This is a genomic window from Mesorhizobium sp. M7A.F.Ce.TU.012.03.2.1, assembly GCF_004006095.1.
Lineage (GTDB): Bacteria > Pseudomonadota > Alphaproteobacteria > Rhizobiales > Rhizobiaceae > Mesorhizobium.
On sequence record NZ_CP034779.1, the window covers coordinates 4,407,696 to 4,431,224 of the forward strand.

A 23,529-nucleotide genomic window follows, 5' to 3' on the forward strand; every position below is an offset into this window, starting at 1 on the left:
CGAAATCAGCCGGCGAGTATACGCTCGATCGCCGGGCGGTTCAGCCCCTTCAGGCCGATGACGACGAGACGCGAGCGGCGGTCGTCCTGCGCGGTCCAGGCGCGGTCATAGTAATGATTGACGCGCGGCCCGACGGCCTGCAGCAAGAGCCGCATCGGCTTGCCGCCGACTTCGACGAAGCCTTTTACGCGCAGCACGTTCTCTTCTTCTGCGACGGTGGCGACGCGCTTTGCCAGCTCGTCCGGATTGGCGATCGAGGCAATGTCGACGATGAAGGTGTCGAAGTCGTCATGCTCGTGGTCGAACGCGCCGTCATGATGGGACTTGCGGTTCTCGATGTCGTCCTCGACGGCCAGACCGAGCCCGAGCAGCACCGAGGGATCGACCTTGCCATGCGACGTCGGCACGATCTTCACGGCGCGGGCGGAGTGTTCGTTGATGATGGCGTTGGCGCGGGCGGTGCCGGCTGCGTCCATCAGGTCGCTTTTCGACAGGATGATCAGGTCGGCGCAGGCGATCTGATCCTCGAACAGTTCTTCCACCGGGTCGTCGTGGTCGAGCGTCTCGTCCCCGGCGCGCTGCGCCTGCAGAGCATCCATGTCGTTGGCGACGCGGCCTTCGGCCAAGGCCGGCCCGTCGACCACGGCGATGACGCCGTCGACAGTCACCCGGCTTTTCACGCTCGGCCACTGAAAGGCCTGGACCAGCGGCTTGGGCAGCGCCAGGCCCGAAGTCTCGATCAGGATGTGGTCGACCCTCGGCGTCAGCGACAGGATCTTGTCAAGCGCCGGGACGAAATCATCGGCGACGGTGCAGCAGATGCAGCCATTGGCCAGTTCGACGATGTTTTCCTCCGGGCAGGTGTCGATGCCGCAGCCCTTCAGGATCTCGCCGTCGATGCCGATGTCGCCGAATTCGTTGACGATGATGGCTATGCGCTTGCCGCCGGCGTTTTCCAGGAGATGGCGGACCAGCGTCGTCTTGCCGGCGCCGAGGAAGCCGGTGACGACGGTGCAGGGAACGCGGGAGAGGTTCGCAGACGAATCTGGGGCAGTCATGGTCAGTCCTTCAGCAGGTCGAGGGGAGGGATGCGGGCAACGAGGCCGCGCTTCAGGCTATCGGGGCGGCCACGCCAGGGAATGAGACCGTCGGTCGAGGTGGCGAAAAGCTTGGCGCCCGTGACGAGGTCGGCGCCGCTGGTCTCGGTCAGGTCGCCAAAGACATAGCTCCAGCAGCCGTCGCGCAGGATGGCGGCGCTGAGGCGCCGCTTGCAATTGCCAAGGCATTCGACGCTGCGGATGCGGATGTCGTCGCCGGATGCGGCGCGGCGCGTATCCTCCGCCAGCAATTCGCCGGCGCGGGGATGAGCGTCGGAGCCGGTCTCATCGCGACAGGAGGCGCAGACGATGATGGTGACGCCGGCCAAGGCATCATCATGGCCGGACGAAATATCCGCTGTGCCAGCCGAAAAACTGCTGTCGTGGTCCAAAGATCGGGCTCCTTGCCCGGAAACCCGCCGGGCGATCGGATTCTAAAGTCGCAGACGGCAGGTCTCCTGGCTCGCGGGTCATCGCCTTGGGTAGCCGCCTTCCCGGGAACTCCCAGTGGCTTTCGGCCTTGGCTCTTCGCTTACAGTTGCGGGGACAGCCGCGGATTTGGGATTTTGCCCCGCACCGCATTCCCTCTTAGCTCTTGCCGTTGCGGGCAAGAGACCATCTGACCCGGATTTAGGCTTTTGCGGGCGGCGGTGTCAACGCGAGCTTACGACATGGCGATGTCGGCCAGCGCCGGACCCAAATCGCCGGCCGGGGTCACTTCCATGCGCTCAAGACCAAGCCAGCCCTGCATCTGCTTCAATTCCTCGAACAGTTCTGCAGCGGTTTCAGGCGGCGCACCCGGCTCGGCATAGGCCGCATGGACCCGCAGTATGCTGGCCGGACGGTCGGCCTTGAGGTCGACGCGTGCCACGATCCTGTCGCCGAGCAGGAACGGCAGGACATAATAGCCGTATTGCCGCTTGTCGGCAGGCGTGTAGATCTCGATGCGGTAATGGAAATCGAACAGCCGCTCGGTGCGCGATCGTTCGAAGACGACCGGATCGAAGGGCGCCAGCAGGGCGCGGGCCTCGACTTTGCGCGGCAGGCGGGCGTCCCGGTGAAGATAGGCCGGCTTGTCCCAGCCTTCGACACGCACCGGCAGCAATTCGCCTGTTTCGACGAGCTCCTCCAGCCGGCCCTTCATGTCCGCCGGCGAAAGCCGAAAATAATCGCGCAAATCGCCTGAAGTCGCCACGCCGTGGGCGCGGGCGGAAATGCGCAGCAATTCGCGGTGCGCGTCCTCAGGCGTCGGCACCGGCAGATCGAGGACCGCCTGCGGCAGCACGCGCTCGGGCAGATCATAGAAGCGCTCGAAACCGCGACGGTGCGCCGTGGTGATGCGTCCGGCCCAGAACAGCCATTCGAAGGCATGCTTGGCGTGGCTCCAGCCCCACCAGCCGCCCGAGCCTTTCTGGCCTTCGAGCGCGGAAGCGGCGATCGGGCCGCGCTCGGCGACCTGGCGGTAGATCTCCTCGATATAGGCGGCATGTTCGCGGCCCCATTTGGCGAGCCCCAGATACATTTCCTCGCCGCGCTCGGCGCGCTGCATGCGCCAGCGCATCAGCGGGTACGTCTCCACCGGCAGGAAGGAAGCCTCATGCGCCCAGTATTCGAAAACCGTGCGCTTGCGTGTCACCGCGGCATTGTCGAGCAGCGAGAACGGGTAGGGGCCAAGGCGCGAATAGAGTGGCATATAATGAGCGCGCACCACCGCGCTAACGGAATCGATCTGCAGCAGGCCGGTGCGGGAGAGGGTGCGGGCAAAATGCCGGCGGTCGGGCGTGCCGGTCGGGCGGGGATCGAGAAACCCCTGGGCGGCAAGCGCGATGCGACGGGCCGTGGGGAGCGAGATCTTTTCCTTCATGCAGGCATCACTTTGAAGTGTTTTGACCGAGGGTCGAATGGCTGATTCCAACCCATGCTAGCAGGGTTTTGGCGGCATCCATGTCAGGAGAGAAAAGTGGAGTAAAAAGCGAAGGAAATCAAACAGGAGCGGATCGGACCAGTTTGCCGCGATATGCCGTCCAGGTCGGTGTTTTGAACAAGGTTTGACTTGCTTCGCTGGAAGTGCTGCGCTAACCCTCGCCGCGTTGCAGCATAGGCCCTTAAAACGGTTCAGCGGTTAAACTGTCACGCTTCCGCATTAGGGTCCGGTGCTGTAATCAAAGTGGATTGCGCCAACGGAAAGCCGAGCATGAACGCACTCTTGAGCTCATACCTGCCCATCGTCCTGTTCATAGGCGTGGCGCTGGTTGTCGGCCTGGCGCTGCTGGCCGCGCCCTTCCTGGTGGCCTACCGCAATCCCGATCCCGAAAAGCTTTCCGCCTACGAGTGCGGTTTCAACTCGTTCGACGACGCGCGCATGAAGTTCGACATCCGTTTCTACCTGGTGTCGATCCTGTTCATCATCTTCGACCTGGAAGTGGCCTTCCTGTTTCCGTGGGCGGTGTCGTTTTCGAAGATCGGCATGCTCGGTTTCTGGTCGATGATGGTGTTTTTGGCGGTGCTGACCATCGGCTTTGCCTATGAATGGAAAAAAGGAGCGCTGGAATGGGATTGAACGACAGTTCAGGCACCCTCGTCGCGCCGAAGCCCAAGGGTATTATCGATCCCAACACCGGCAGGCCGGTGGGGGAGGACGATCCCTTCTTCCTTGAGATCAACAACGAGTTGGCCGACAAGGGCTTTCTGGTCACTTCGACCGAGGCGCTCATCACCTGGGCGCGCAGCGGGTCGCTGATGTTCATGACGTTCGGCCTCGCTTGCTGCGCGGTCGAGATGATCCACACCTCGATGCCGCGCTATGATTCGGAGCGGTTCGGCGTCGCGCCGCGCGCGTCCCCGCGCCAGTCCGACATCATGATCGTCGCCGGCACGCTGACCAACAAGATGGCGCCGGCGCTGCGCAAGGTCTACGACCAGATGCCGGAACCGCGCTACGTCATCTCGATGGGCTCCTGCGCCAATGGCGGCGGCTACTACCACTACTCCTATTCGGTGGTGCGCGGCTGCGACCGCATCGTGCCCGTCGATATCTATGTGCCCGGCTGCCCGCCGAGCGCCGAAGCGCTGCTCTACGGCATTCTTCTCTTGCAGAAGAAGATCCGCCGCACCGGCACGATCGAACGGTAAATCCATGACCGCATCCCTGAGCGAACTGTCGAACTATCTCGGCGAGAAGCTGATCGGCCGCGTGAACGAGGCTGATATCGCCTATGGCGAACTCACCATCCGCGTCGAGCCGCGCGATCTGGTAGAGGTCATGACCTTCCTGCGCGACGATGCGCGCTGCCAGTTCATCTCGATCATCGACGTCTGCGGCGCCGACTATCCGTCGCGGGCCAAGCGCTTCGACGTCGTCTACCATCTCCTGTCGCCGAAGCAGAATGTGCGCATCCGCATCAAGGTGCAGGCCGACGAGGAAACCATGGTGCCATCGATCACCGGCGTCTTTCCCGGTGCCGACTGGTTCGAGCGCGAGACCTATGATCTCTACGGCGTGCTGTTTTCGGGCCATCCCGATCTGCGCCGCCTGTTGACAGACTATGGTTTCGAAGGCCATCCGCTGCGCAAGGATTTCCCGCTGACCGGCTTCGTAGAGGTGCGCTACGACGATGAGGCCAAGCGCGTTATCTATGAGCCGGTCGAGCTCAAGCAGGAATTCCGCAATTTCGATTTTTTGTCCCCGTGGGAAGGTACGGATTACGTCCTGCCGGGTGACGAGAAGGCAAAGCAGTAAATGGCTGAAACCTCCGTCCGCAACTTCAACATCAATTTCGGCCCGCAACACCCTGCGGCGCACGGCGTTTTGCGCCTTGTGCTGGAGCTGGACGGCGAAGTCGTCGATCGCGTCGATCCGCATATCGGGCTCTTGCATCGCGGCACCGAAAAGCTGATCGAGGCCAAAACCTACCTGCAGGCGATTCCCTATCTCGACCGGCTCGACTATTGCGCGCCGATGAACCAGGAGCACGCCTTCGCGCTCGCCGCCGAGCGCCTGCTCGGCATCGAAGTGCCGAAGCGCGGCCAGCTGATCCGCGTTCTCTACTGCGAAATCGGCCGCATCATGTCGCACATCCTCAATGTGACGACGCAGGCGATGGACGTCGGCGCGCTGACGCCGCCGCTATGGGGCTTCGTCGAGCGCGAAAAGCTGATGGTGTTCTATGAGCGCGCCTCGGGTTCGCGCATGCATGCCGCCTATTTCCGTCCCGGCGGCGTCCACCAGGACCTGCCGCAGAAACTGGTCGAGGACATCGGCAAGTGGATCGACCCGTTCCTGAAGTCGATCGACGACCTCGATCAGCTGCTGACCGGCAACCGCATCTTCAAGCAGCGCAATGTCGACATCGGCATCGTCTCGCTGGCCGATGCCTGGGCCTGGGGTTTTTCGGGCGTGATGGTGCGCGGTTCGGGTGCTCCCTGGGACCTGCGCAAGTCGCAACCCTATGAATGCTATTCGGAAATGGATTTCGACATTCCGATCGGCAAGAACGGCGACTGCTTCGACCGGTACCTCGTGCGCATGGAAGAAATGCGCCAGTCTGCGAAGATCATGCGCCAGTGCGTCGATCTCCTGCTCGGCAAGGAAAGCACCGGGCCGGTGTCGAACCTCGACGGCAAGGTGGTGCCGCCCAAGCGCCAGGCGATGAAGCGCTCGATGGAAGCGCTGATCCATCACTTCAAGCTCTACACCGAGGGTTATCGCGTGCCGGCCGGCGAGGTTTACGCCGCGGTCGAGGCGCCGAAGGGCGAATTCGGCGTCTATCTGGTTTCCGACGGCTCCAACAAGCCCTACCGCTGCAAGCTGCGCGCGCCGGGTTTCGCACATCTGCAGGCGATGGATTTCCTCTGCCGCGGCCACATGCTGGCCGACGTCACCGCCGTTCTCGGCTCCCTCGACATCGTGTTTGGTGAGGTCGATCGCTAAATGTCAGTCCGCCGTCTCGCAGAAGCCAGCGTCCAGCCAGCATCCTTCGCCTTCAACCGGGCGAACGCGGCTGCGGCGAAGCAATGGATCAAGAAGTACCCGAAGGGCCGTGAGCAGTCGGCCATCATTCCCTTGCTGATGATAGCGCAGGAGCAGGAAGGCTGGGTGACGAAGGCGGCCATCGAGACGATTTCCGACATGCTCGGCATGCCGCGTATCCGCGGGCTCGAAGTCGCGACCTTCTACACGCAGTACCAGTTGAATCCGGTCGGCACGCGTGCGCATATCCAGGTCTGCGGCACCACGCCCTGCATGCTGCGCGGTTCGGAAGCGCTGATGGATGTCTGCCGCTCCAAAATCCATCACGACCAGTTCCACGCCAACGACAAGGGCACCTTGTCCTGGGAAGAGGTCGAATGCCTTGGCGCCTGCGTCAACGCGCCGATGGTCATGATCTTCAAGGACACGTTCGAGGATCTGACGCCGGAACGCCTGGCTGAAATCATCGATCTCTATGACGCCGGCAAGGGTGCTTCGGTGGAACCGGGGCCGCAGAACGGCCGCACCGGCTCCGAGCCGGCCTCCGGCCTCACCACGCTGAAGAGCGAAAAGGCGATCCTCAAGTCGACCCGCGAAAGGGAGGCCAGGGAGGCCGCCAAGGCCGCCAGGGCGGCGCCCGACGCGATCATCGCGGCGCCTGTGCCGGGGCCGGCCGCGGCCCCTGTCGCACCGTCCAACACCAGCAAGCCGAAGACCGACACCCCTGAAACCAGCCCGGCATTGAAGACGCCTTCAAAAACCAAGGTCGCGCCGGCGGTTGAAAAGGCGGCGAGCGTTGCCGCGCCGCTGCATTCGGCCGCCAACGCCAACAAGGCGGACTCCAAGGTCGAGCAGGTTTCCAAGCAGCGCAGCGGCCCGATAATCAAGGCCGAGCCGGCATCCGCCTTCAAGGCGCCGGAGGTCAAGGTACCGGCCGCCAAGACGGCCAAACCGTCGCTCGGGGACAAAAACCGTCCGGCCGGCATCGATAAACCGGCACAGGTCGACGACCTGAAGCTGATCTCCGGCGTCGGCCCCAAGATCGAGGGCATCCTGCATACGCTCGGCATTTTCACCTTCGCGCAGGTCGCGTCGTGGAAGAAGGCCGAACGCGAGTGGGTGGATGGCTATCTCTCTTTCCAGGGCCGCATCGATCGCGACGACTGGGTCAAGCAGGCCAAGGCGCTCGCCAAGGGTGGCGTCGCCGAATACATCCGCGTCTTCGGCAAGAAGCCGGTCTGAGGGACGAAAAATGCTTCAGGACAAAGACCGCATCTTCACCAATATCTACGGCCTGTTTGACAAGTCGTTGGCCGGCGCGATGGCGCGCGGCGCCTGGGACAACACGCCCGGCATCGTTGCCAAGGGGCGCGAGTGGATCGTCAACGAGATGAAGGCGTCGGGCCTGCGCGGCCGCGGCGGCGCCGGCTTCCCGACGGGCCTCAAATGGTCATTCATGCCCAAGCAGAGCGATGGCCGGCCGAGCTATCTCGTCATCAACGCCGACGAATCCGAGCCCGGCACCTGCAAGGACCGCGACATCCTGCGCAACGACCCGCACACGCTGGTCGAGGGCGCGCTGCTTGCCGGTTTCGCCATGGGCGCGATTGCCGCCTACATCTATGTGCGCGGCGAGTTCATCCGCGAGCGCGAGGCGCTGCAGCGCGCGATCGAGGAAGCCTATGAGGCCAAGCTGATCGGCAAGAACAACACCTCCGGCTATGATTTCGACATCTACATGCACCACGGCGCCGGCGCCTATATCTGCGGCGAGGAGACTGCACTCCTCGAAAGCCTCGAAGGCAAGAAGGGCCAGCCGCGGCTGAAGCCGCCATTCCCGGCCAATGTCGGCCTCTATGGCTGCCCGACCACGGTCAACAATGTCGAATCGATCGCGGTCGCGCCGACCATCCTGCGCCGCGGTGCGGCCTGGTTCTCGTCCTTCGGCCGGCCCAACAATGTCGGCACCAAGCTGTTTTGCATCTCCGGCCACGTCAACAATCCGTGCACGGTCGAAGAGGCGATGTCGATTCCGTTCCGCGAGCTCATCGAGACGCATTGCGGCGGCATTCGCGGCGGCTGGGACAATCTTTTGGCGGTCATACCGGGCGGCGCCTCGGTGCCGCTGGTGCCGGCCGAGCAGATCATCGACACGCCGATGGATTTCGACGCGCTGCGCGACCTCAAATCCGGCCTTGGAACCGCGGCTGTCATCGTCATGGACAAGTCGACCGATGTCGTGAAGGCGATCGCGCGGCTTTCCTACTTCTACAAGCACGAGAGCTGCGGCCAGTGCACGCCATGCCGCGAAGGCACCGGCTGGATGTGGCGGGTGATGGAACGGCTGGTGCGCGGCGAGGCGCAGAAGCGCGAGATCGATATGCTGCTCGACGTCACCAAGCAGATCGAAGGCCATACGATCTGCGCGCTTGGCGACGCGGCGGCCTGGCCGATCCAGGGCCTGATGCGGCATTTTCGCGGCGAAGTGGAGCGGCGCATCGACGAGTTTTCGCGCAATGCGCACCGGGCCGAGCCTGTGATGGTGGCGGCGGAATAGAAGAATGTTTACGCGGGCGAAAGTCCGCAGCGAAGGGCGGGGCGAACGAAGAAACGACCAGGAGAACTCTATGTCGCCGTATTCGAACCCGCTGATGCCCAATTTGGACCAGATCGAGAAGATGAACCAGGACTTGACCAGGATGATGCCGAAGGAGATGGCCAGCGCCGTCAACCTTTTCGTGCATCCTGTGGCGGGTGCGGCGGCGATGTCGGCGCTTGGCCTCGGGCTCGCCAATCATGCTTTCGGCGTCTGGCTGGGCGCGCTTTCAGGCGCGGCAGAAGCCTCGCAGCGGCTGCTGCAGCCGATCGTCGATGATTTCGAGGCGCGCGTCGCGCAGTTCGAAGATCCAAGTCCTTCCTCCACCAAGGCACGGGCGACGGCGAAAACCATGATCGCCGAGGCGCAGTCCTTCGCCCGGGAGGTCACCGATATTGCCGCCAAGGAAGCCGCCACTGCCGTGCCGGCCGCAAACGCCGCTCCGGCGACAAGCGGCGCCGGCGATGCGCTGATGCCCGATGATTTCAGGCAGCCCAACGCCATGGAGAAGCCGGCCATTCCGGCAGATCTCAAGGCCATCTCGGGCATCGGGCCGAAGCTGGAAAAGGTTCTCAACGGCCTCGGTATCTGGACGTATGCCCAGATCGCGGCATGGACGCCGCAAGAGGTTGCCTGGGTCGAGGACTATCTGTCGCTCGGCGGCCGCATCGGCCGCGACGATTGGAAAACCCAAGCGGCGGCGCTCGCCGTCAAGAAGTGAATGAAGTGCCCGACGTGGTCTCGACCGCGTCCGGAAAAAGAGATTGCGGGAACTCCGCAGGGGTTTGAGGCGAATGGCAAAGCTCAAGGTCGACGGGAAAGAGATCACTGTACCCGACCACTACACGCTGCTGCAGGCGGCGGAAGACGCTGGCGCGGAAGTGCCGCGCTTCTGCTTCCATGAGCGGCTCTCGATCGCCGGCAATTGCCGCATGTGCCTGATCGAGGTGAAGGGTGGGCCGCCCAAGCCGCAGGCCTCCTGCGCCATGAACGTGCGCGACCTGCGTCCCGGGCCGAATGGCGAGGCGCCGGAAATCTTCACCAACACGCCGATGGTCAAGAAGGCCAGGGAAGGCGTGATGGAATTCCTGCTGATCAACCATCCGCTGGATTGCCCGATCTGCGACCAGGGCGGCGAATGCGACCTGCAGGACCAGGCGATGGCGTTCGGCGTCGATTCCTCGCGCTATCACGAGAACAAGCGCGCGGTCGAAGACAAATATATCGGACCGCTGGTCAAGACGGTGATGAACCGCTGCATCCACTGCACGCGCTGCGTCCGCTTCACCACCGAAGTCGCCGGCATTTCGGAACTGGGCCTGATCGGCCGTGGTGAGGATGCCGAGATCACCACCTATCTCGAACAGGCGATGACGTCGGAGCTGCAGGGCAATGTCATCGACCTTTGCCCGGTCGGCGCGTTGACCTCGAAGCCATTCGCCTTCCAGGCGCGGCCGTGGGAGCTGACCAAGACCGAATCCATCGATGTGATGGATGCGGTCGGCTCGGCGATCCGTGTCGATAGCCGGGGCCGTGAAGTGATGCGCATCCTGCCGCGCGTCAACGAGGCGGTGAACGAGGAGTGGATCTCCGACAAGACCCGATTTATCTGGGACGGCCTGCGCACGCAGCGTCTCGACCGCCCCTATGTGCGCAAGGACGGCAGGTTGGTTGCCGCCAGCTGGGCCGAGGCCTTCGCCGCGATCAAGGACGCGGTATCGAAGACGGCGCCCGAAAAGATCGGCGCTATCGCGGGCGATCTCGCCGCCGTCGAGGAAACCTATGCGCTCAAGCTGCTGATGGCTTCGCTCGGCTCGAAGAATACCGATTGCCGCCAGGACGGCGCCGCACTCGACCCGGCGCTCGGCCGGGCGAGCTATATCTTCAACCCGACCATCGAAGGCATCGAACAGGCCGACGCGGTGCTGATCATCGGCGCCAACCCGCGCTATGAAGCTTCGGTGCTCAACGCCCGGATCCGCAAGCGCTGGCGGATCGGCAACCTGCCGGTCGCCGTCATCGGCGATGTCGGCGATACCCGCTACGACTACGAACAGCTGGGCGCCGGACCGGATTCGCTGAAGGATTTGGCCGACGGCAACGGCAAGTTCTTCCAGACGCTGAAGAAGGCGACGCATCCGCTGATCATCGTCGGCCAGGGTGCGCTGGCGCGTGCCGATGGCGCGGCCGTGCTCGGCCAGGCGGCCAAGCTCGCCGCCGCCGTGAATGCTGCACGCGCCGACTGGAACGGCTTTGCCGTGCTGCACAACGCGGCCGGCCGCGTCGGCGGCCTCGATCTCGGTTTCGTGCCGGGCGAGGGCGGCAGAAACGTCGCCGGCATGCTGGGCGAAATGGAGCTCTTGTTCCTGCTCGGCGCCGACGAGATCGACATGGCCAAGACCGGCGGCGCTTTCGTCGTCTATATCGGCACGCATGGCGACCAGGGCGCGCACCGCGCCAATGTCATCCTGCCGGCGGCCGCCTACACGGAAAAGTCGGCCACCTACATCAACACCGAAGGCCGCGTGCAGCAGACCAACCGCGCCGGCTTCGCGCCGGGCGAAGCGCGCGAGGACTGGGCGATCCTGCGGGCGCTGTCGGATGTGCTGGGCAAGAAACTGCCGTTCGATTCGCTGCCGCAGCTGCGCGCCAAGCTCTATGGCGAATACCCGCATCTGGCCCGTATCGATCAGGTCGCGGCCGGCAATGCCGAGGACATCGCCGGGGTGGCGAAGCTCGGCGGGCGGCTGAACAAGGGCACCTTCACCTCGCCGGTGACGGATTTCTACCTGACCAACCCGATCGCGCGGGCATCGGCCGTGATGGCGGAATGCTCGGCGCTGGCCAAGAGCGGCTTCAAGCAGGCGGCGGAATAAGCATGGACACTTTCTTCTCCTTCTACGTGCTGCCGGCGCTGATCATTCTGCTGAAATCGGTCGTGCTGATCGTTATCCTGCTGATTTTCGTTGCTTACATCCTCTACGCCGACCGCAAGATCTGGGCGGCGGTTCAACTGCGCCGTGGCCCGAACGTCGTCGGCCCCTGGGGTACGCTGCAGGCCTTCGCCGATCTGCTGAAATTCGTCTTCAAGGAACCGGTCATCCCGTCAGGCGCCAACAAGGGCGTGTTCCTTTTGGCGCCGCTGGTGTCGGCCGTGCTGGCGATCTCGGCCTGGGCGGTCATCCCGGTCGATCAGGGCTGGGCGATCGCCAACGTCAATGTCGGCATCCTCTATGTTTTCGCCATCTCCTCGCTCGAGGTCTATGGCGTGATCATGGGCGGCTGGGCCTCCAACTCGAAATATCCGTTCCTCGGCGCGCTGCGTTCGGCGGCGCAGATGGTGTCCTACGAAGTCTCGATCGGCTTCGTCATCGTCACCGTTCTGCTCACCGCCGGCTCGCTCAACCTCACCGATATCGTTTTGTCGCAGCATGATGGAATTGGCACGCGGCTTGGCCTGCCCAACACCTTCCTCGACTGGAACTGGCTGGCGCTGTTCCCGATGTTCATCATCTTCTTCATCTCGGCGCTGGCCGAGACGAACCGGCCGCCCTTCGATCTGGTGGAAGCCGAATCGGAACTGGTCGCCGGCCACATGGTCGAATATTCGTCGACGCCGTTCCTTTTGTTCTTCCTCGGCGAGTATGTCGCCATCGTGCTGATGTGCGCGCTGGCCACCATCCTGTTCCTCGGCGGCTGGCTGCCTCCGTTCGACTTCGCGCCGTTCACCTGGGTGCCGGGCGTCATCTGGTTCGTGCTGAAAGTCTGCTTCGTGTTCTTCGGCATCTCCATGGTGAAGGCCTTCGTGCCGCGCTACCGCTACGACCAACTGATGCGGCTTGGCTGGAAAGTGTTCCTGCCGATCTCGCTGTTCATGGTGGTCGCCACCGCCGCCTTCCTCAAGATCACGGGATGGGCATGAGCACAGTTTTCCTTGGCCTGATCGGTGTGATTTGTGGATTGGCGGTTGCGACATTCGGCTACGTCGCTGTTTTGCCATTCGTGCTCAAAAGCCAGGAGAGGCTGCCGGCCGGATATGTGATGCCGATCTTGGGTTGGAATAAGAGCAAGATTGGTGAGATGACCACATTTGCATATCGCTATTTCATGCCGGTTTTTTGGTCCATCTTGGGGGCGATACTGGCAGTAACGACGTTTGGAGCACAACAATGAGCGCTCTTTCCCAAGCCGCCAAATCGCTGCTGCTGCAGGATTTCGTCAGCGCCTTCTTCCTGTCGATGCGCCAGTTCTTCGCGCCGAAGGAGACGATCAACTATCCGCACGAGAAGGGGCCGACCAGTCCGCGCTTCCGCGGCGAGCATGCGCTGCGCCGCTATCCCAATGGCGAGGAACGCTGCATCGCCTGCAAATTGTGTGAGGCGATCTGCCCGGCGCAAGCCATCACCATCGAGGCCGGCCCCCGCCGCAACGACGGCACGCGCCGCACGGTTCGCTACGACATCGACATGGTGAAGTGCATCTATTGCGGCTTCTGCCAGGAAGCCTGCCCGGTCGACGCCATCGTCGAGGGGCCGAATTTCGAATTCGCGACGGAGACGCGCGAGGAACTCTACTATGACAAGGACAAGCTGTTGGCGAATGGCGACCGGTGGGAGCGCGAACTGGCGCGCAACATCTCGCTGGACTCGCCCTACCGCTGATATTTGACGCATGGGACGGGCAGGGGCCTCGTCCAGAGGATGATCCCGAAAAGTTGCGGACTTTTCGGACCAGATCATGCTCCGGAATACAGAGTGGCCCATGTTTCTTTCGATCGGGCCTTTCAACCCGATCGGAACATGGGCTAGGACAACGCGGCTTTGGAACCGGAGGCGGAACCAGGCCAGAGACAACAAACAGGACGAGCGTCCTGTTCGTACAGGAACCCGGGGGATCCCCAATGTTGAGTGGACTAGAGGCGGCCTTTTTCTACCTCTTCGCCTTTGTCGCGGTGGCGTCGGCGTTCATGGTCATTTCGTCGCGCAACCCCGTGCATTCGGTGCTGTTCCTGATCCTGACCTTTTTCAACGCCGCCGGCCTGTTCATGCTGACCGGGGCCGAGTTCCTGGCGATGATCCTGCTCGTCGTCTATGTCGGCGCGGTGATGGTTCTGTTCCTGTTCGTCGTCATGATGCTCGATGTCGATTTCGCCGAACTGAAGAGCGGCGCCCTGCAATATGCGCCGATCGGCGCGCTGGTCGGGCTGATCCTGGCGGCGGAGCTGATCGTGGTTCTCGGCGGCTACACCTTCGCGCCGCAGCTCGCCTCGACGGTCTCCAAGCCCATTCCGGATCTCGCCACGCGAACAAACACGGCCGCACTCGGCGACATCCTCTATACCGACTACCTCTACTATTTCCAGATTTCGGGCCTCGTGCTGCTGGTCGCCATGATCGGCGCCATCGTGCTGACGCTGCGCCACAAGCCAGGCGTCAAACGGCAGTCGATCGCGGCCCAGGTCGGCCGCACGCCGGCGACCGGCATGGAAATCCGCAAGGTCAAGACAGGCGAAGGAATATGAGTTCAGGTCCACTGGTATACGGCGGCTTGGCGCTTTGGTCTGCTTGGACGGCGCTTTTCTCGTTCGAAGACGGTGTCTTGATGACGCTGCTTTTGCGGTTTGCTGCTGCGTTTGTCATCGCCCTTGGAGTTTTCGGGATGTTGTTCGGGTTCAAGGAGCAGTCCCTGTCCATGCTCAGTGGGCTCTATTTGCTATTCTTCGCCCTTCCGGTCGTTGGAGTGTCATTCATTTTCGGGGCTTTGAAAGACGCGATCGGAACCTTGCCTTACGTTGCTGCCCTGATAACGGCTAGCGCAGTGTTCGTAGTCACTTTCATGGTTCAGGCAGGAGTCGTAAAAGCATGACCGTCGGCATCGCGCATTATCTGACCGTATCGGCTGTTCTGTTCACGCTCGGCGTGTTCGGCATCTTCCTGAACCGCAAGAACGTCATCGTCATCCTGATGTCGGTCGAACTGATCCTGCTGGCGGTCAACATCAATTTCGTCGCCTTTTCGGCGGCACTGGGCGATCTGGTCGGCCAGGTGTTCGCGCTGTTCGTGCTGACGGTCGCGGCGGCCGAAGCCGCCATCGGACTTGCCATTCTCGTCGTCTTCTTCCGCAACCGCGGCTCGATCGCGGTCGAAGACGTGAACATGATGAAGGGTTGACGGAACCACCATGTATCAGGCCATCGTCTTCCTTCCCCTGCTCGGCTTCCTGATCGTCGGCCTGTTCGGCACGTCGCTCGGCGCCAAGGCGTCCGAATACATCACCTCGGGTTTCCTGGTGATCGCGGCCGTGCTGTCGTGGGTCGCTTTCTTCACCGTCGGTTTCGGCCATGGCGAGGTGTTCACCGTGCCGGTGATGCGCTGGATCCAGTCAGGCGGGCTGGAAGCGGCCTGGGCGCTCAGGATCGACACGCTGACGGTGGTGATGCTGGTGGTGGTCAACACCGTGTCGGCGCTGGTTCACATCTATTCGATCGGCTACATGCACCACGATCCGAACCGGCCGCGCTTCTTCGCCTATCTGTCGCTGTTCACCTTCGCCATGCTGATGCTGGTGACATCAGACAATCTGGTGCAGATGTTCTTCGGCTGGGAAGGGGTGGGCCTCGCCTCCTATCTGCTGATCGGCTTCTGGTACAAGAAGCCGTCGGCCAATGCCGCGGCAATCAAGGCCTTCGTCGTCAACCGCGTCGGCGATTTCGGCTTCGCGCTCGGCATTTTCGGCCTGTTCGTGCTGTTCGGCTCGGTCAATCTCGGCACCATCTTCGCCAATGCGGCAACGTTCATTCCGGCCGAAGGCGCCCCGCACGGCGCCGCGGTGCTGACCTTCCTCGGCTATGCGCTGGACAAGCAGGCGGCCATGACGATCGTCTGCCTGCTCCTGTTCATGGGCGCCATGGGCAAGTCGGCGCAAGTGCCGCTGCACACCTGGCTGCCGGATGCCATGGAAGGCCCGACACCGGTTTCCGCGCTGATCCATGCCGCGACCATGGTGACGGCCGGCGTGTTCATGCTGGCCCGTTTGTCGCCGCTGTTCGAACTGTCGCATTCGGCGCTGACTGTGGTGACCTTCATCGGTGCCTTCACGGCCTTCTTCGCGGCCACCGTCGGTCTCGTCCAGAACGACATCAAGCGCGTCATCGCTTACTCGACCTGCTCGCAGCTCGGCTACATGTTCGTGGCACTCGGCGTCGGCGCTTATGGCGCGGCGATCTTCCACCTGTTCACGCATGCCTTCTTCAAGGCGCTGCTGTTCCTCGGCTCGGGCTCGGTCATCCATGCCGTGTCCGACGAGCAGGACATGCGCAAGATGGGCGGCCTCAGGAAACTGATCCCGACCACCTACTGGATGATGGTGATCGGCACGCTGGCGCTGACCGGCGTCGGCGTTCCGGTGACGGTCATCGGCACCGCCGGCTTCTTCTCCAAGGACGCCATCATCGAGAGCGCCTTTGCCGGCCACAATTCGGTTGCCGGCATGGCCTTCGTGCTTTTGGTCATCGCCGCCTGCTTCACCTCCTTCTACTCCTGGCGGCTGATCTTCATGACCTTCCACGGCAAGCCGCGGGCGAGCCATGAGGTGATGCACCATGTCCATGAATCGCCGCCGGTGATGCTGGTGCCGCTGTTCATCCTGGCCGCGGGCGCGCTGTTTGCCGGCGTCATCTTCCACGGCGCCTTCATCGGCGAGGGCTATGCCGAGTTCTGGAAGGCATCGCTGTTCACACTGCCTGACAATCACATCCTGCACGACATCCACGAATTGCCGCTGTGGGTCGAACTGTCGCCCTTCATCGCCATGCTGATCGGCTTCGCGCTGGCCTGGAAATTCTACATCCGCTCGCCGGAAATGCCGGTCAACCTGGCCGCGCAGCATCGCGGGCTCTACGCCTTCCTGCTCAACAAGTGGTATTTCGACGAGCTCTACGACTTCCTGTTCGTGCGTCCGGCCAAGCGCCTCGGCCATTTCCTGTGGAAGACCGGTGACGGCACCATCATCGACGGCCTCGGCCCGGATGGCATTTCGGCGCGCGTCGTCGATGTCACCGACCGCATCGTCAAGCTGCAGACCGGCTATCTCTACCACTACGCCTTCGCCATGCTGATCGGCGTTGCCGCACTCGTCACCTGGATGATGCTCTGATGACCGCCTGGCCAATCCTCTCGCTGGTCACCTTCCTGCCGCTGGTTGGTGTGCTGCTTATCCTGTTCATCAATGACGACAGCGAAAATGCACGCGGCAACATCCGCGCCATCGCGCTGTTGACGACGATTTTCACATTCATCATCTCGCTGTTCATCTGGACCGGATTCGACAATTCGCAGTCCGGCTTCCAGTTCGTCGAGAAGGTCGCCTGGCTCGACTCCGGCATTTCCTACCATATGGGCGTCGACGGCATCTCGATGCTGTTCGTCATCTTGACGACGTTCCTGATGCCGCTCTGCATCCTGGCGTCGTGGGAATCGATCGAGAAGCGCGTGAAGGCCTACATGATCGCCTTCCTGCTGCTCGAAACGCTGATGATCGGCGTGTTCTGCGCGCTGGACATCGTGCTGTTCTACGTCTTCTTCGAAGCCGGCCTGATCCCGATGTTCATCATCATCGGCGTCTGGGGCGGCAAGCGGCGCGTCTACGCCTCGTTCAAGTTCTTCCTCTACACGCTCGCCGGCTCGGTGCTGATGCTGCTCGCCATCATGGCGATGTTCTTCCAGTCCGGCACAACCGACATCCCGACGCTGCTGACCCACAACTTCCCGGCCAACATGCAGACATGGCTATGGCTTGCTTTCTTCGCCTCCTTCGCGGTGAAGATGCCGATGTGGCCGGTGCACACCTGGCTGCCCGACGCGCACGTCGAGGCGCCGACGGCGGGCTCCGTCATCCTGGCCGGCATCCTGTTGAAGATGGGCGGGTACGGTTTCCTGCGCTTCTCCTTGCCGATGTTCCCGCTGGCGTCGGAAATGTTCGCGCCGCTGGTCTTCGCGCTGTCCGTCGTCGCCATCATCTACACCTCGCTGGTGGCGCTGATGCAGGAGGACATGAAGAAGCTGATCGCCTATTCGTCGGTTGCTCATATGGGCTTCGTCACCATGGGCATCTTCGCCATGAACCAGGAAGGCGTGCAGGGCGCGATCTTCCAGATGCTCAGCCACGGCCTCGTCTCCGGCGCGCTGTTCCTGTGCGTCGGCGTCATCTACGACCGCATGCACACACGTGAGATCGCGGCCTATGGCGGCCTGGTCAACAACATGCCGAAATACGCCACGGTGTTCCTGATCTTCACCATGGCCAATGTCGGCCTGCCCGGTACCAGCGGCTTCGTCGGCGAGTTCCTGACCATGCTCGGCGTGTTCCGGGTCAACACCTGGGTGGCGTTCTTCGCCGCCACCGGCGTCATCCTGTCGGCCGCCTACGCGCTCTGGCTCTACCGCCGGGTGATCTTCGGTGCGCTGACCAAGGACAGCCTGAAGGGCCTGCTCGACCTGTCGCTGCGCGAGAAGGTGATCATCTACCCGCTGGTCGTTCTGGTCATCTTCTTCGGCGTCTATCCCGCCCCGGTCTTCGACGCGACGGCCGAATCGGTCAAGTCGCTCGTCACCAATGTCACTGCATCCATCGGCGCCGCGCAGACCGCGGCGGCGAACTGACCAGAGGTTTTGCGAACCATGACGCCGGACCTTCTCTCCAGCCTGTCGCTCTCGACGCCAGAGCTGATCCTTGCCGTCGGCGCGCTGGCGCTGCTGATGGTCGGAGCCTATTCGCGCGCCAACACGGCCAACACGGTAACCGGCCTTGCGGTGGCCGTGCTGGCGATCGCAGGCGCCTGGCTGATCTTCCGGACCGGGCAGGGCAGCGCTTACGGCAATGCCTTCATCCAGGATTCCTTCGCCCGCTTCATGAAGGTGCTGGCGCTGGTCGGCTCGGCGGTGACGCTGGTGATGTCGATGCGCTTTGCCAAGGCTGAACGCTTCGACAAGTTCGAATATCCGGTGCTGATCCTGCTGTGCACGCTCGGCATGATGCTGATGATCTCCGCCAATGGCATGATCGGCCTCTATCTCGGCCTCGAACTGCAATCGCTGGCGATCTACGTGCTGTGCGCGATCAACCGCGACAATCTGCGTTCGACTGAGGCTGGCCTCAAATATTTCGTCCTCGGCGCGCTGTCCTCGGGCATGCTGCTCTATGGCATCAGCCTGGTCTACGGCTACACCGGCAACACCGGCTTCCAGGAGATCGCTTCTGCGCTCGGCAGCGGCGAGCGCCAGCTTGGCCTCGTTTTCGGCCTCGTCTTCGTGCTGGCCGGTCTGGCCTTCAAAATCTCGGCGGTGCCGTTCCACATGTGGACGCCAGATGTCTATGAGGGCGCGCCGACACCGGTGACGGCCTTTTTGGCGGCAGCACCCAAGATGGCGGCGATGGCGCTTATGGTGCGCGTCACCATGGGTGCGTTCAAGCCGATCGCCGCAGACTGGCAGCAGATCATCGTCTTCATCTCGATCGCCTCGATGGCGCTCGGCTCCTTCGCGGCAATCGGCCAGACCAACATCAAGCGGCTTATGGCCTATTCCTCGATCGGCCATATGGGCTACGCGCTGGTCGGCCTTGCCGCCAACAGCCAGGCCGGCGTGCGCGGCGTTGCCATCTACATGCTGATCTATCTGGTGATGACGCTCGGCACCTTCGCCTTCATCCTCGCCATGCGGCGCAAGGAAGGCAATGTCGAGCAGATCAGCGACCTGGCCGGCCTGTCGTCGACCAATCCTATCATGGCGACGATCCTGACCATCCTGATGTTCTCCCTGGCCGGCATTCCGCCGCTCGCCGGCTTCTGGGGGAAATGGTACGTCTTCCTCGCCGCCATCAACGCCAATCTCTATGCGCTGGCGATCATCGGCGTGCTGGCCTCGGTGGTGGGCGCCTATTACTACCTGCGCATCATCAAGATCATGTGGTTCGACGAACCGGTCGGCGGCTTCGTGCCGATGGCGACGGAATTGCGTGTCGTGCTCGGCGTCTCCGGCGCCTTCGTGCTGTTCTACGTGCTGATCGGCGGGCCGATCGGCACCTATGCCGAAGCCGCCGCCAAGACGTTTTTCTAGTCGGCATGGCATTTCGGCTGGCTCCAACCTCGGCGTCGGAAGGGTTCCGGCTCGAGGCGCATGAGAGCGTCGGCTCCACCAATGGGCTGGCACTGGACCACGCAAGGGCAGGCGACCCCGGCAGATTGTGGGTCGTTTCCAAGAAGCAGGAAAGCGGGCGTGGCCGGCGCGGCCGCGTCTGGGCGACCCCCGAAGGCAACCTCGCGGCGACGCTGCTCGTCATCACCAAGGCGGAGCTTCGCCTTGCCGCGACGCTGGGCTTCGTCGCCGGACTGGCGCTGGCCGATGCGCTCGACGCCGTGGTGCCGAAGGGCCGGATCGCTATCGGCCTCGACGGCGGCAGCGAAGGAAAGAACCGTTTCGAACTGAAATGGCCGAACGACGTGCTCGCCTCCGGCGCCAAGCTGGCCGGCATCCTGCTGGAATCGGCAATCCTGGAAGGCGGCCGTTTCGCGGTGGCGGTCGGCATCGGCGTCAATGTGGTGGCATACCCCGAGGATTTGCCCTATCCCGCAACATCACTCAGCGCGCTGGGCGCGGCATGCGATGCGGAAACGCTGTTCCTGGCGCTGTCGGATGCATGGAGCGAGAATGCCCGATTGTGGGACGAGGGGCGCGGACTTGCCGCCGTCAGGCGACGCTGGCTTGATCGTGCTGCGGGGCTCGGCGGCGAAGTTGCTGTCAGAATTGACGGTAATGTGGTGCGTGGGGTGTTTGAGACCATTGACGAGGACTGCCGTTTCGTGATCCGCGACGATAAAGGTTCGGTTCGGACGATCGCCGCCGGCGATGTGCATTTCGGCGCGGTCGCTTCGGCCAGGGCATAGGGCCGTTCATGAACGGTTCTAACTGTTTGTTTTTGCGCAACTCCGGTGGGAAAACCGTTACACACTTTTCCCGGAATTGCTTTTTAGGCTTGGCCTGAGGGCCAGGAAGGGAAAAATCATGGCGAAAGCGGAAAACGCCGAACTCGTCTTCGTGCCGCTCGGCGGCGTCGGCGAGATCGGCATGAACTTCGCTCTTTACGGCTACGGGCCGCCCAATGCGCGCGAATGGATCGTCATCGATGTCGGGGTGACCTTCCCCGATGCCAGCCTGCCGGGCGTCGACCTTGTGCTGCCCGACACGCGCTTCATCGAGGAGAACCTCGCCAATCTGCGCGGCATCATCATCACGCATGCGCATGAAGACCATTATGGCGCGCTGCTCGACACATGGCCGAAGCTGAAGGCGCCGGTCTGGATGACGCCGTTCAGCGCCGGCCTGCTGGAGGCCAAGCGGCAAGGCGAGCAGGGCGCGCCGAAAATACCGGTGACGATCTACCGGGCGGGCGAGAAATTCACCGTCGGCCCGTTCGAGATCGAAGCCATTCCGGTCGCGCACTCGATTCCCGAGCCGATGTCGCTGGCCATTACCTCGCCGGCAGGCACCGTCATCCATACCGGTGACTGGAAGATCGATCCGGAGCCGACGATCGGGCCGAAGACCGACGAGGCGCGTTTCCGCGCCTATGGCGACAAGGGCGTTCTGGCGCTGATCTGCGATTCGACCAATGCGCTGCGCGAAGGTGAGTCGCCTTCGGAAGTGGCTGTGGGCGAGGGCCTCAAGGGCGTCATCCAGGCTGCCAAGGGCCGTGTCGCCGTCACCACATTCTCCTCCAATGTCGGACGCATCGTCTCGATCGCCAAAGCGGCGCGCGATGCCGGACGCCAGTGCCTGGTGCTTGGCCGTTCGCTGAAGCGGGTCATCGATGTGGCCGGCGAACTCGGCTACATGGACGGTCTGCCGGAGTTCATCGCCGAGGAGGATTTTGGTTTCATCCCGCGCGAGAACCTGGTCATCATCTGCACCGGCAGCCAGGGCGAGCCGCTGGCCGCACTGGCCAAGCTGTCGCGCGAAGAGATGAAGTCGGTGTCGCTGACGGCGGGCGACACGGTGGTGTTTTCCTCGCGTACCATTCCCGGCAACGAGAAGGCGATTCTCGAGATCAAGAACCGCCTCATCGACCTCGGCGTCAAGATCATAGAGGACGGCGATGCACTGGTGCATGTCTCCGGCCATCCGCGGCGCAGCGAATTGCGCAAGATGTATAAATGGGTGCGCCCGCAGATCGGCGTTCCCGTGCATGGCGAGGCGGCACATCTGGTGGCGCAGGGCTCGCTGATGTCGACATCGGGCATCGGCCAGGTGGCGCAGGTGCGCGACGGCGACATGCTCAGGCTTGCTCCCGGCCCAGCCACCATCATGGATCAGGTGCCGTTCGGCCGTATCTACAAGGATGGCAGACTGATCGGCACCGATCAGGCGATGGGCATCCGCGACCGGCGCAAGCTGTCCTTTGCCGGCCATGTGGCGGTCAATGTCGTCCTGGACGACAAATATGAGCTTGCCGGCGACCCCGACCTGGTCGCCATCGGCGTCGCCGAGGCCGACGGCCGTGGCGAGTCGCTGGAAGATCTGATGATCGATGCGGCAATCGGCGCGGTGGACTCCATCCCCCGTCAGCGCCGAAAAGACCTCGACTTGGTGCAGGAAGCAGTGCGGCGCGCCGTGCGCGGCGCCGCCAACGAAGCCTGGGGCAAGAAGCCGCTGGTGACTGTATTCGTCACAAGATGACGAAAGGGAGTACGGGAGTAGGGGAGTAGGAAGAGCAAACAGCTGACATATCTGTCTTTTCCCCTACTCCCGTATTCCCCTACTCCCCTACTTGGGAGTGCCAATGCTCGGACGTCTCAACCATGTCGCGCTTGCCGTGCCGGATCTGGCGGCCGCCGTCGCCGCCTATCGCAACACGCTGGGTGCCGAAGTGACGGCGCCGCAGGCGCTGCCGGAGCATGGGGTGACGGTGGTGTTCGTCAATGTCGGCAACACCAAGGTCGAACTTCTGGAGCCTTTGGGCGAGGGGTCGCCGATCGCCGCCTTCCTGGAGAAGAACCCCTCTGGCGGCATGCATCACCTTTGCTATGAGGTCGACGACATCCTGGCCGCGCGCGATCAGCTCAAGGCCGCCGGTGCCCGCGCGCTGGGCGACGGCAATCCGAAGATCGGCGCGCACGGCAAGCCGGTGCTGTTCCTGCATCCGAAAGATTTTTTCGGAACGCTGATCGAACTGGAGCAATCATGAGCTGGGTTTCGTTCACCGCCTTGTTTTTCGCGACCTGGTGGGTGGTGCTGTTCGCCGTGCTGCCGTTCAGCGTGAGGACGCAGGACGACGATCGTGACGTGACGCTCGGCACGGTTCCGAGCGCGCCGCGCGGTCCCCACATGCTGCGCGCGGTGATCCGCACCACCATCGCCACCGCGATCCTGATGGGCATTTTCTATGGCCTGACGCATGGGCTCGGATACAGCCTCAACGACATCCCGCACATCGTGCCGGAATTCAGCCAAACCTCAGCCAAATAGCCGGCCCCGGCCCAAGAAGATTTGTCCGGCAAAGACGTTTTCATCCGTCGGAACAGCTTGGTTCCAGACAGGAATGCCGTGCCGTTTTGCGGCCGGACGAGCGCTGACGCTGGGTAAGGTGGTTTGGCAACGCGTTGCGCTAAGCAGATGATTGCACAAAAAAAATGCAAGGCACGAGGCCTTGCAATTTAAACGCGTCCGATCTGTTTCCGGTTTCCGGCGGCAGCGAGTAACCGCGCCTAGATCGCATCCTCCCAAGACTTTGACCGCGTAGGAGAGCAGATTTTTTTCCACCCTCTCGGTTATCGAGGTACATTAGCCTAAGGCGAATGAAAATGTCACGAAGAA

At 62.7% G+C, this 23,529-nt stretch carries 24 protein-coding genes and 1 riboswitch; of the genes, 21 read left to right on the forward strand and 3 right to left on the reverse strand.

Annotation, left to right across the window (positions count from 1 at the left end; genetic code table 11):
- Positions 1–5 precede the first annotated feature (5 nt).
- The 3 genes from cobW to EJ079_RS21530 all read right to left on the reverse strand — a co-directional run bounded on the left by cobW (position 6) and on the right by EJ079_RS21530 (position 2,961).
- Positions 6–1,058, reverse strand: coding sequence for a cobalamin biosynthesis protein CobW (gene cobW / locus EJ079_RS21520; RefSeq protein ID WP_127810069.1), 1,053 nt, complete (start codon positions 1,056–1,058; stop codon positions 6–8).
- Between the two features lie 2 nt (positions 1,059–1,060).
- Complete coding sequence (locus tag EJ079_RS21525) at positions 1,061–1,489, reverse strand: DUF1636 family protein (protein WP_127322371.1); 429 nt, start codon at positions 1,487–1,489, stop codon at positions 1,061–1,063.
- A 38-nt stretch (positions 1,490–1,527) separates the two neighbouring features.
- Positions 1,528–1,732: riboswitch (cobalamin riboswitch) on the reverse strand.
- Between the two features lie 29 nt (positions 1,733–1,761).
- Positions 1,762–2,961 carry a winged helix-turn-helix domain-containing protein gene (locus EJ079_RS21530; protein ID WP_127810070.1) on the reverse strand — a complete coding sequence of 400 codons (1,200 nt, stop codon included), beginning with the start codon at positions 2,959–2,961 and terminating at the stop codon, positions 1,762–1,764.
- Positions 2,962–3,291: 330 nt separating this feature from the next.
- On the opposite strand from EJ079_RS21530, the gene EJ079_RS21535 reads away from it, so the two are divergent.
- The 21 genes from EJ079_RS21535 (at position 3,292) to EJ079_RS21635 (ending at position 23,181) form a co-directional block, all read left to right on the forward strand.
- Positions 3,292–3,657: an NADH-quinone oxidoreductase subunit A gene (locus tag EJ079_RS21535; RefSeq protein ID WP_010910112.1), complete on the forward strand. Its 366-nt coding sequence runs from the start codon at positions 3,292–3,294 to the stop codon at positions 3,655–3,657.
- Positions 3,648–4,229, forward strand: a complete 582-nt coding sequence (locus tag EJ079_RS21540) for an NADH-quinone oxidoreductase subunit B (protein WP_013531090.1) — start codon at positions 3,648–3,650, stop codon at positions 4,227–4,229. The genes EJ079_RS21535 and EJ079_RS21540 overlap by 10 nt, the downstream gene beginning before the upstream one ends.
- A 4-nt stretch (positions 4,230–4,233) precedes the next feature.
- Positions 4,234–4,836: an NADH-quinone oxidoreductase subunit C gene (locus tag EJ079_RS21545; RefSeq protein WP_127382173.1), complete on the forward strand. Its 603-nt coding sequence runs from the start codon at positions 4,234–4,236 to the stop codon at positions 4,834–4,836.
- Positions 4,837–6,027 (forward strand): NADH-quinone oxidoreductase subunit D, encoded by a 1,191-nt coding sequence (locus tag EJ079_RS21550; RefSeq protein WP_023812387.1) that lies wholly within the window; start codon positions 4,837–4,839, stop codon positions 6,025–6,027. It abuts the gene before it with no gap.
- Complete coding sequence (locus EJ079_RS21555) at positions 6,028–7,308, forward strand: NADH-quinone oxidoreductase subunit E (RefSeq protein WP_127397204.1); 1,281 nt, start codon at positions 6,028–6,030, stop codon at positions 7,306–7,308. It begins immediately after the preceding gene.
- A 10-nt stretch (positions 7,309–7,318) separates the two neighbouring features.
- Positions 7,319–8,623 carry an NADH-quinone oxidoreductase subunit NuoF gene (gene nuoF / locus EJ079_RS21560; protein ID WP_127268495.1) on the forward strand — a complete coding sequence of 435 codons (1,305 nt, stop codon included), beginning with the start codon at positions 7,319–7,321 and terminating at the stop codon, positions 8,621–8,623.
- A 70-nt stretch (positions 8,624–8,693) separates the two neighbouring features.
- Entirely contained in the window at positions 8,694–9,383 is a 690-nt protein-coding gene (locus EJ079_RS21565) for an NADH-ubiquinone dehydrogenase (protein ID WP_127810071.1), read from the forward strand.
- A gap of 73 nt (positions 9,384–9,456) precedes the next feature.
- Positions 9,457–11,538: an NADH-quinone oxidoreductase subunit NuoG gene (nuoG, locus tag EJ079_RS21570; protein WP_127810072.1), complete on the forward strand. Its 2,082-nt coding sequence runs from the start codon at positions 9,457–9,459 to the stop codon at positions 11,536–11,538.
- A gap of 2 nt (positions 11,539–11,540) precedes the next feature.
- Positions 11,541–12,584 carry an NADH-quinone oxidoreductase subunit NuoH gene (nuoH, locus tag EJ079_RS21575; RefSeq protein WP_127810073.1) on the forward strand — a complete coding sequence of 348 codons (1,044 nt, stop codon included), beginning with the start codon at positions 11,541–11,543 and terminating at the stop codon, positions 12,582–12,584.
- Positions 12,581–12,835: a hypothetical protein gene (locus tag EJ079_RS21580; protein ID WP_127810074.1), complete on the forward strand. Its 255-nt coding sequence runs from the start codon at positions 12,581–12,583 to the stop codon at positions 12,833–12,835. The genes nuoH and EJ079_RS21580 overlap by 4 nt, the downstream gene beginning before the upstream one ends.
- Positions 12,832–13,323 carry an NADH-quinone oxidoreductase subunit NuoI gene (gene nuoI, locus EJ079_RS21585; RefSeq protein WP_023812382.1) on the forward strand — a complete coding sequence of 164 codons (492 nt, stop codon included), beginning with the start codon at positions 12,832–12,834 and terminating at the stop codon, positions 13,321–13,323. The genes EJ079_RS21580 and nuoI overlap by 4 nt, the downstream gene beginning before the upstream one ends.
- 239 nt (positions 13,324–13,562) lie before the next feature.
- The gene (locus EJ079_RS21590) at positions 13,563–14,183 is read left to right on the forward strand and encodes an NADH-quinone oxidoreductase subunit J (RefSeq protein WP_027034807.1); all 621 of its coding nucleotides are present in this window, start codon (positions 13,563–13,565) and stop codon (positions 14,181–14,183) included.
- Positions 14,180–14,527: a hypothetical protein gene (locus EJ079_RS21595; protein WP_127810075.1), complete on the forward strand. Its 348-nt coding sequence runs from the start codon at positions 14,180–14,182 to the stop codon at positions 14,525–14,527. Before EJ079_RS21590 ends, EJ079_RS21595 begins: the two co-directional genes overlap by 4 nt.
- Entirely contained in the window at positions 14,524–14,832 is a 309-nt protein-coding gene (gene nuoK, locus EJ079_RS21600) for an NADH-quinone oxidoreductase subunit NuoK (protein ID WP_127810076.1), read from the forward strand. Before EJ079_RS21595 ends, nuoK begins: the two co-directional genes overlap by 4 nt.
- A 10-nt stretch (positions 14,833–14,842) precedes the next feature.
- Positions 14,843–16,816 carry an NADH-quinone oxidoreductase subunit L gene (gene nuoL / locus EJ079_RS21605; RefSeq protein WP_127810077.1) on the forward strand — a complete coding sequence of 658 codons (1,974 nt, stop codon included), beginning with the start codon at positions 14,843–14,845 and terminating at the stop codon, positions 16,814–16,816.
- Entirely contained in the window at positions 16,816–18,321 is a 1,506-nt protein-coding gene (locus tag EJ079_RS21610) for an NADH-quinone oxidoreductase subunit M (protein ID WP_127810078.1), read from the forward strand. Before nuoL ends, EJ079_RS21610 begins: the two co-directional genes overlap by 1 nt.
- Before the next feature lie 18 nt (positions 18,322–18,339).
- Positions 18,340–19,776 (forward strand): NADH-quinone oxidoreductase subunit NuoN, encoded by a 1,437-nt coding sequence (gene nuoN, locus EJ079_RS21615; RefSeq protein WP_127810079.1) that lies wholly within the window; start codon positions 18,340–18,342, stop codon positions 19,774–19,776.
- Between the two features lie 5 nt (positions 19,777–19,781).
- A complete protein-coding gene (locus tag EJ079_RS21620) occupies positions 19,782–20,603 on the forward strand; it encodes a biotin--[acetyl-CoA-carboxylase] ligase (protein ID WP_127810080.1) in 822 nt (273 codons plus the stop codon).
- Positions 20,604–20,721: 118 nt separating this feature from the next.
- Entirely contained in the window at positions 20,722–22,392 is a 1,671-nt protein-coding gene (locus EJ079_RS21625) for a ribonuclease J (protein WP_127810081.1), read from the forward strand.
- A gap of 103 nt (positions 22,393–22,495) precedes the next feature.
- Positions 22,496–22,900 carry a methylmalonyl-CoA epimerase gene (gene mce, locus EJ079_RS21630; RefSeq protein WP_127810082.1) on the forward strand — a complete coding sequence of 135 codons (405 nt, stop codon included), beginning with the start codon at positions 22,496–22,498 and terminating at the stop codon, positions 22,898–22,900.
- Positions 22,897–23,181 carry a DUF1467 family protein gene (locus tag EJ079_RS21635; protein ID WP_127810083.1) on the forward strand — a complete coding sequence of 95 codons (285 nt, stop codon included), beginning with the start codon at positions 22,897–22,899 and terminating at the stop codon, positions 23,179–23,181. The genes mce and EJ079_RS21635 overlap by 4 nt, the downstream gene beginning before the upstream one ends.
- Positions 23,182–23,529 lie beyond the last annotated feature (348 nt).

What these genes read in the sequence shown, in the direction of transcription:
- nuoG (WP_127810072.1), top strand. Translation starts at nt 9,457, where the DNA reads ATGGCAAAGCTCAAGGTCGACGGGAAAGAGATCACTGTACCCGACCAC.
- mce (WP_127810082.1), top strand. Translation starts at nt 22,496, where the DNA reads ATGCTCGGACGTCTCAACCATGTCGCGCTTGCCGTGCCGGATCTGGCG.
- EJ079_RS21550 (WP_023812387.1), top strand. Translation starts at nt 4,837, where the DNA reads ATGGCTGAAACCTCCGTCCGCAACTTCAACATCAATTTCGGCCCGCAA.
- EJ079_RS21635 (WP_127810083.1), top strand. Translation starts at nt 22,897, where the DNA reads ATGAGCTGGGTTTCGTTCACCGCCTTGTTTTTCGCGACCTGGTGGGTG.
- EJ079_RS21565 (WP_127810071.1), top strand. Translation starts at nt 8,694, where the DNA reads ATGTCGCCGTATTCGAACCCGCTGATGCCCAATTTGGACCAGATCGAG.
- EJ079_RS21610 (WP_127810078.1), top strand. Translation starts at nt 16,816, where the DNA reads ATGACCGCCTGGCCAATCCTCTCGCTGGTCACCTTCCTGCCGCTGGTT.
- EJ079_RS21590 (WP_027034807.1), top strand. Translation starts at nt 13,563, where the DNA reads ATGTTGAGTGGACTAGAGGCGGCCTTTTTCTACCTCTTCGCCTTTGTC.
- EJ079_RS21620 (WP_127810080.1), top strand. Translation starts at nt 19,782, where the DNA reads ATGGCATTTCGGCTGGCTCCAACCTCGGCGTCGGAAGGGTTCCGGCTC.
- nuoF (WP_127268495.1), top strand. Translation starts at nt 7,319, where the DNA reads ATGCTTCAGGACAAAGACCGCATCTTCACCAATATCTACGGCCTGTTT.
- nuoL (WP_127810077.1), top strand. Translation starts at nt 14,843, where the DNA reads ATGTATCAGGCCATCGTCTTCCTTCCCCTGCTCGGCTTCCTGATCGTC.
- EJ079_RS21540 (WP_013531090.1), top strand. Translation starts at nt 3,648, where the DNA reads ATGGGATTGAACGACAGTTCAGGCACCCTCGTCGCGCCGAAGCCCAAG.
- cobW (WP_127810069.1), bottom strand. Translation starts at nt 1,058, where the DNA reads ATGACTGCCCCAGATTCGTCTGCGAACCTCTCCCGCGTTCCCTGCACC.
- EJ079_RS21555 (WP_127397204.1), top strand. Translation starts at nt 6,028, where the DNA reads ATGTCAGTCCGCCGTCTCGCAGAAGCCAGCGTCCAGCCAGCATCCTTC.
- nuoI (WP_023812382.1), top strand. Translation starts at nt 12,832, where the DNA reads ATGAGCGCTCTTTCCCAAGCCGCCAAATCGCTGCTGCTGCAGGATTTC.
- EJ079_RS21535 (WP_010910112.1), top strand. Translation starts at nt 3,292, where the DNA reads ATGAACGCACTCTTGAGCTCATACCTGCCCATCGTCCTGTTCATAGGC.
- EJ079_RS21530 (WP_127810070.1), bottom strand. Translation starts at nt 2,961, where the DNA reads ATGAAGGAAAAGATCTCGCTCCCCACGGCCCGTCGCATCGCGCTTGCC.
- EJ079_RS21625 (WP_127810081.1), top strand. Translation starts at nt 20,722, where the DNA reads ATGGCGAAAGCGGAAAACGCCGAACTCGTCTTCGTGCCGCTCGGCGGC.
- nuoK (WP_127810076.1), top strand. Translation starts at nt 14,524, where the DNA reads ATGACCGTCGGCATCGCGCATTATCTGACCGTATCGGCTGTTCTGTTC.
- EJ079_RS21595 (WP_127810075.1), top strand. Translation starts at nt 14,180, where the DNA reads ATGAGTTCAGGTCCACTGGTATACGGCGGCTTGGCGCTTTGGTCTGCT.
- nuoH (WP_127810073.1), top strand. Translation starts at nt 11,541, where the DNA reads ATGGACACTTTCTTCTCCTTCTACGTGCTGCCGGCGCTGATCATTCTG.
- EJ079_RS21580 (WP_127810074.1), top strand. Translation starts at nt 12,581, where the DNA reads ATGAGCACAGTTTTCCTTGGCCTGATCGGTGTGATTTGTGGATTGGCG.
- nuoN (WP_127810079.1), top strand. Translation starts at nt 18,340, where the DNA reads ATGACGCCGGACCTTCTCTCCAGCCTGTCGCTCTCGACGCCAGAGCTG.
- EJ079_RS21545 (WP_127382173.1), top strand. Translation starts at nt 4,234, where the DNA reads ATGACCGCATCCCTGAGCGAACTGTCGAACTATCTCGGCGAGAAGCTG.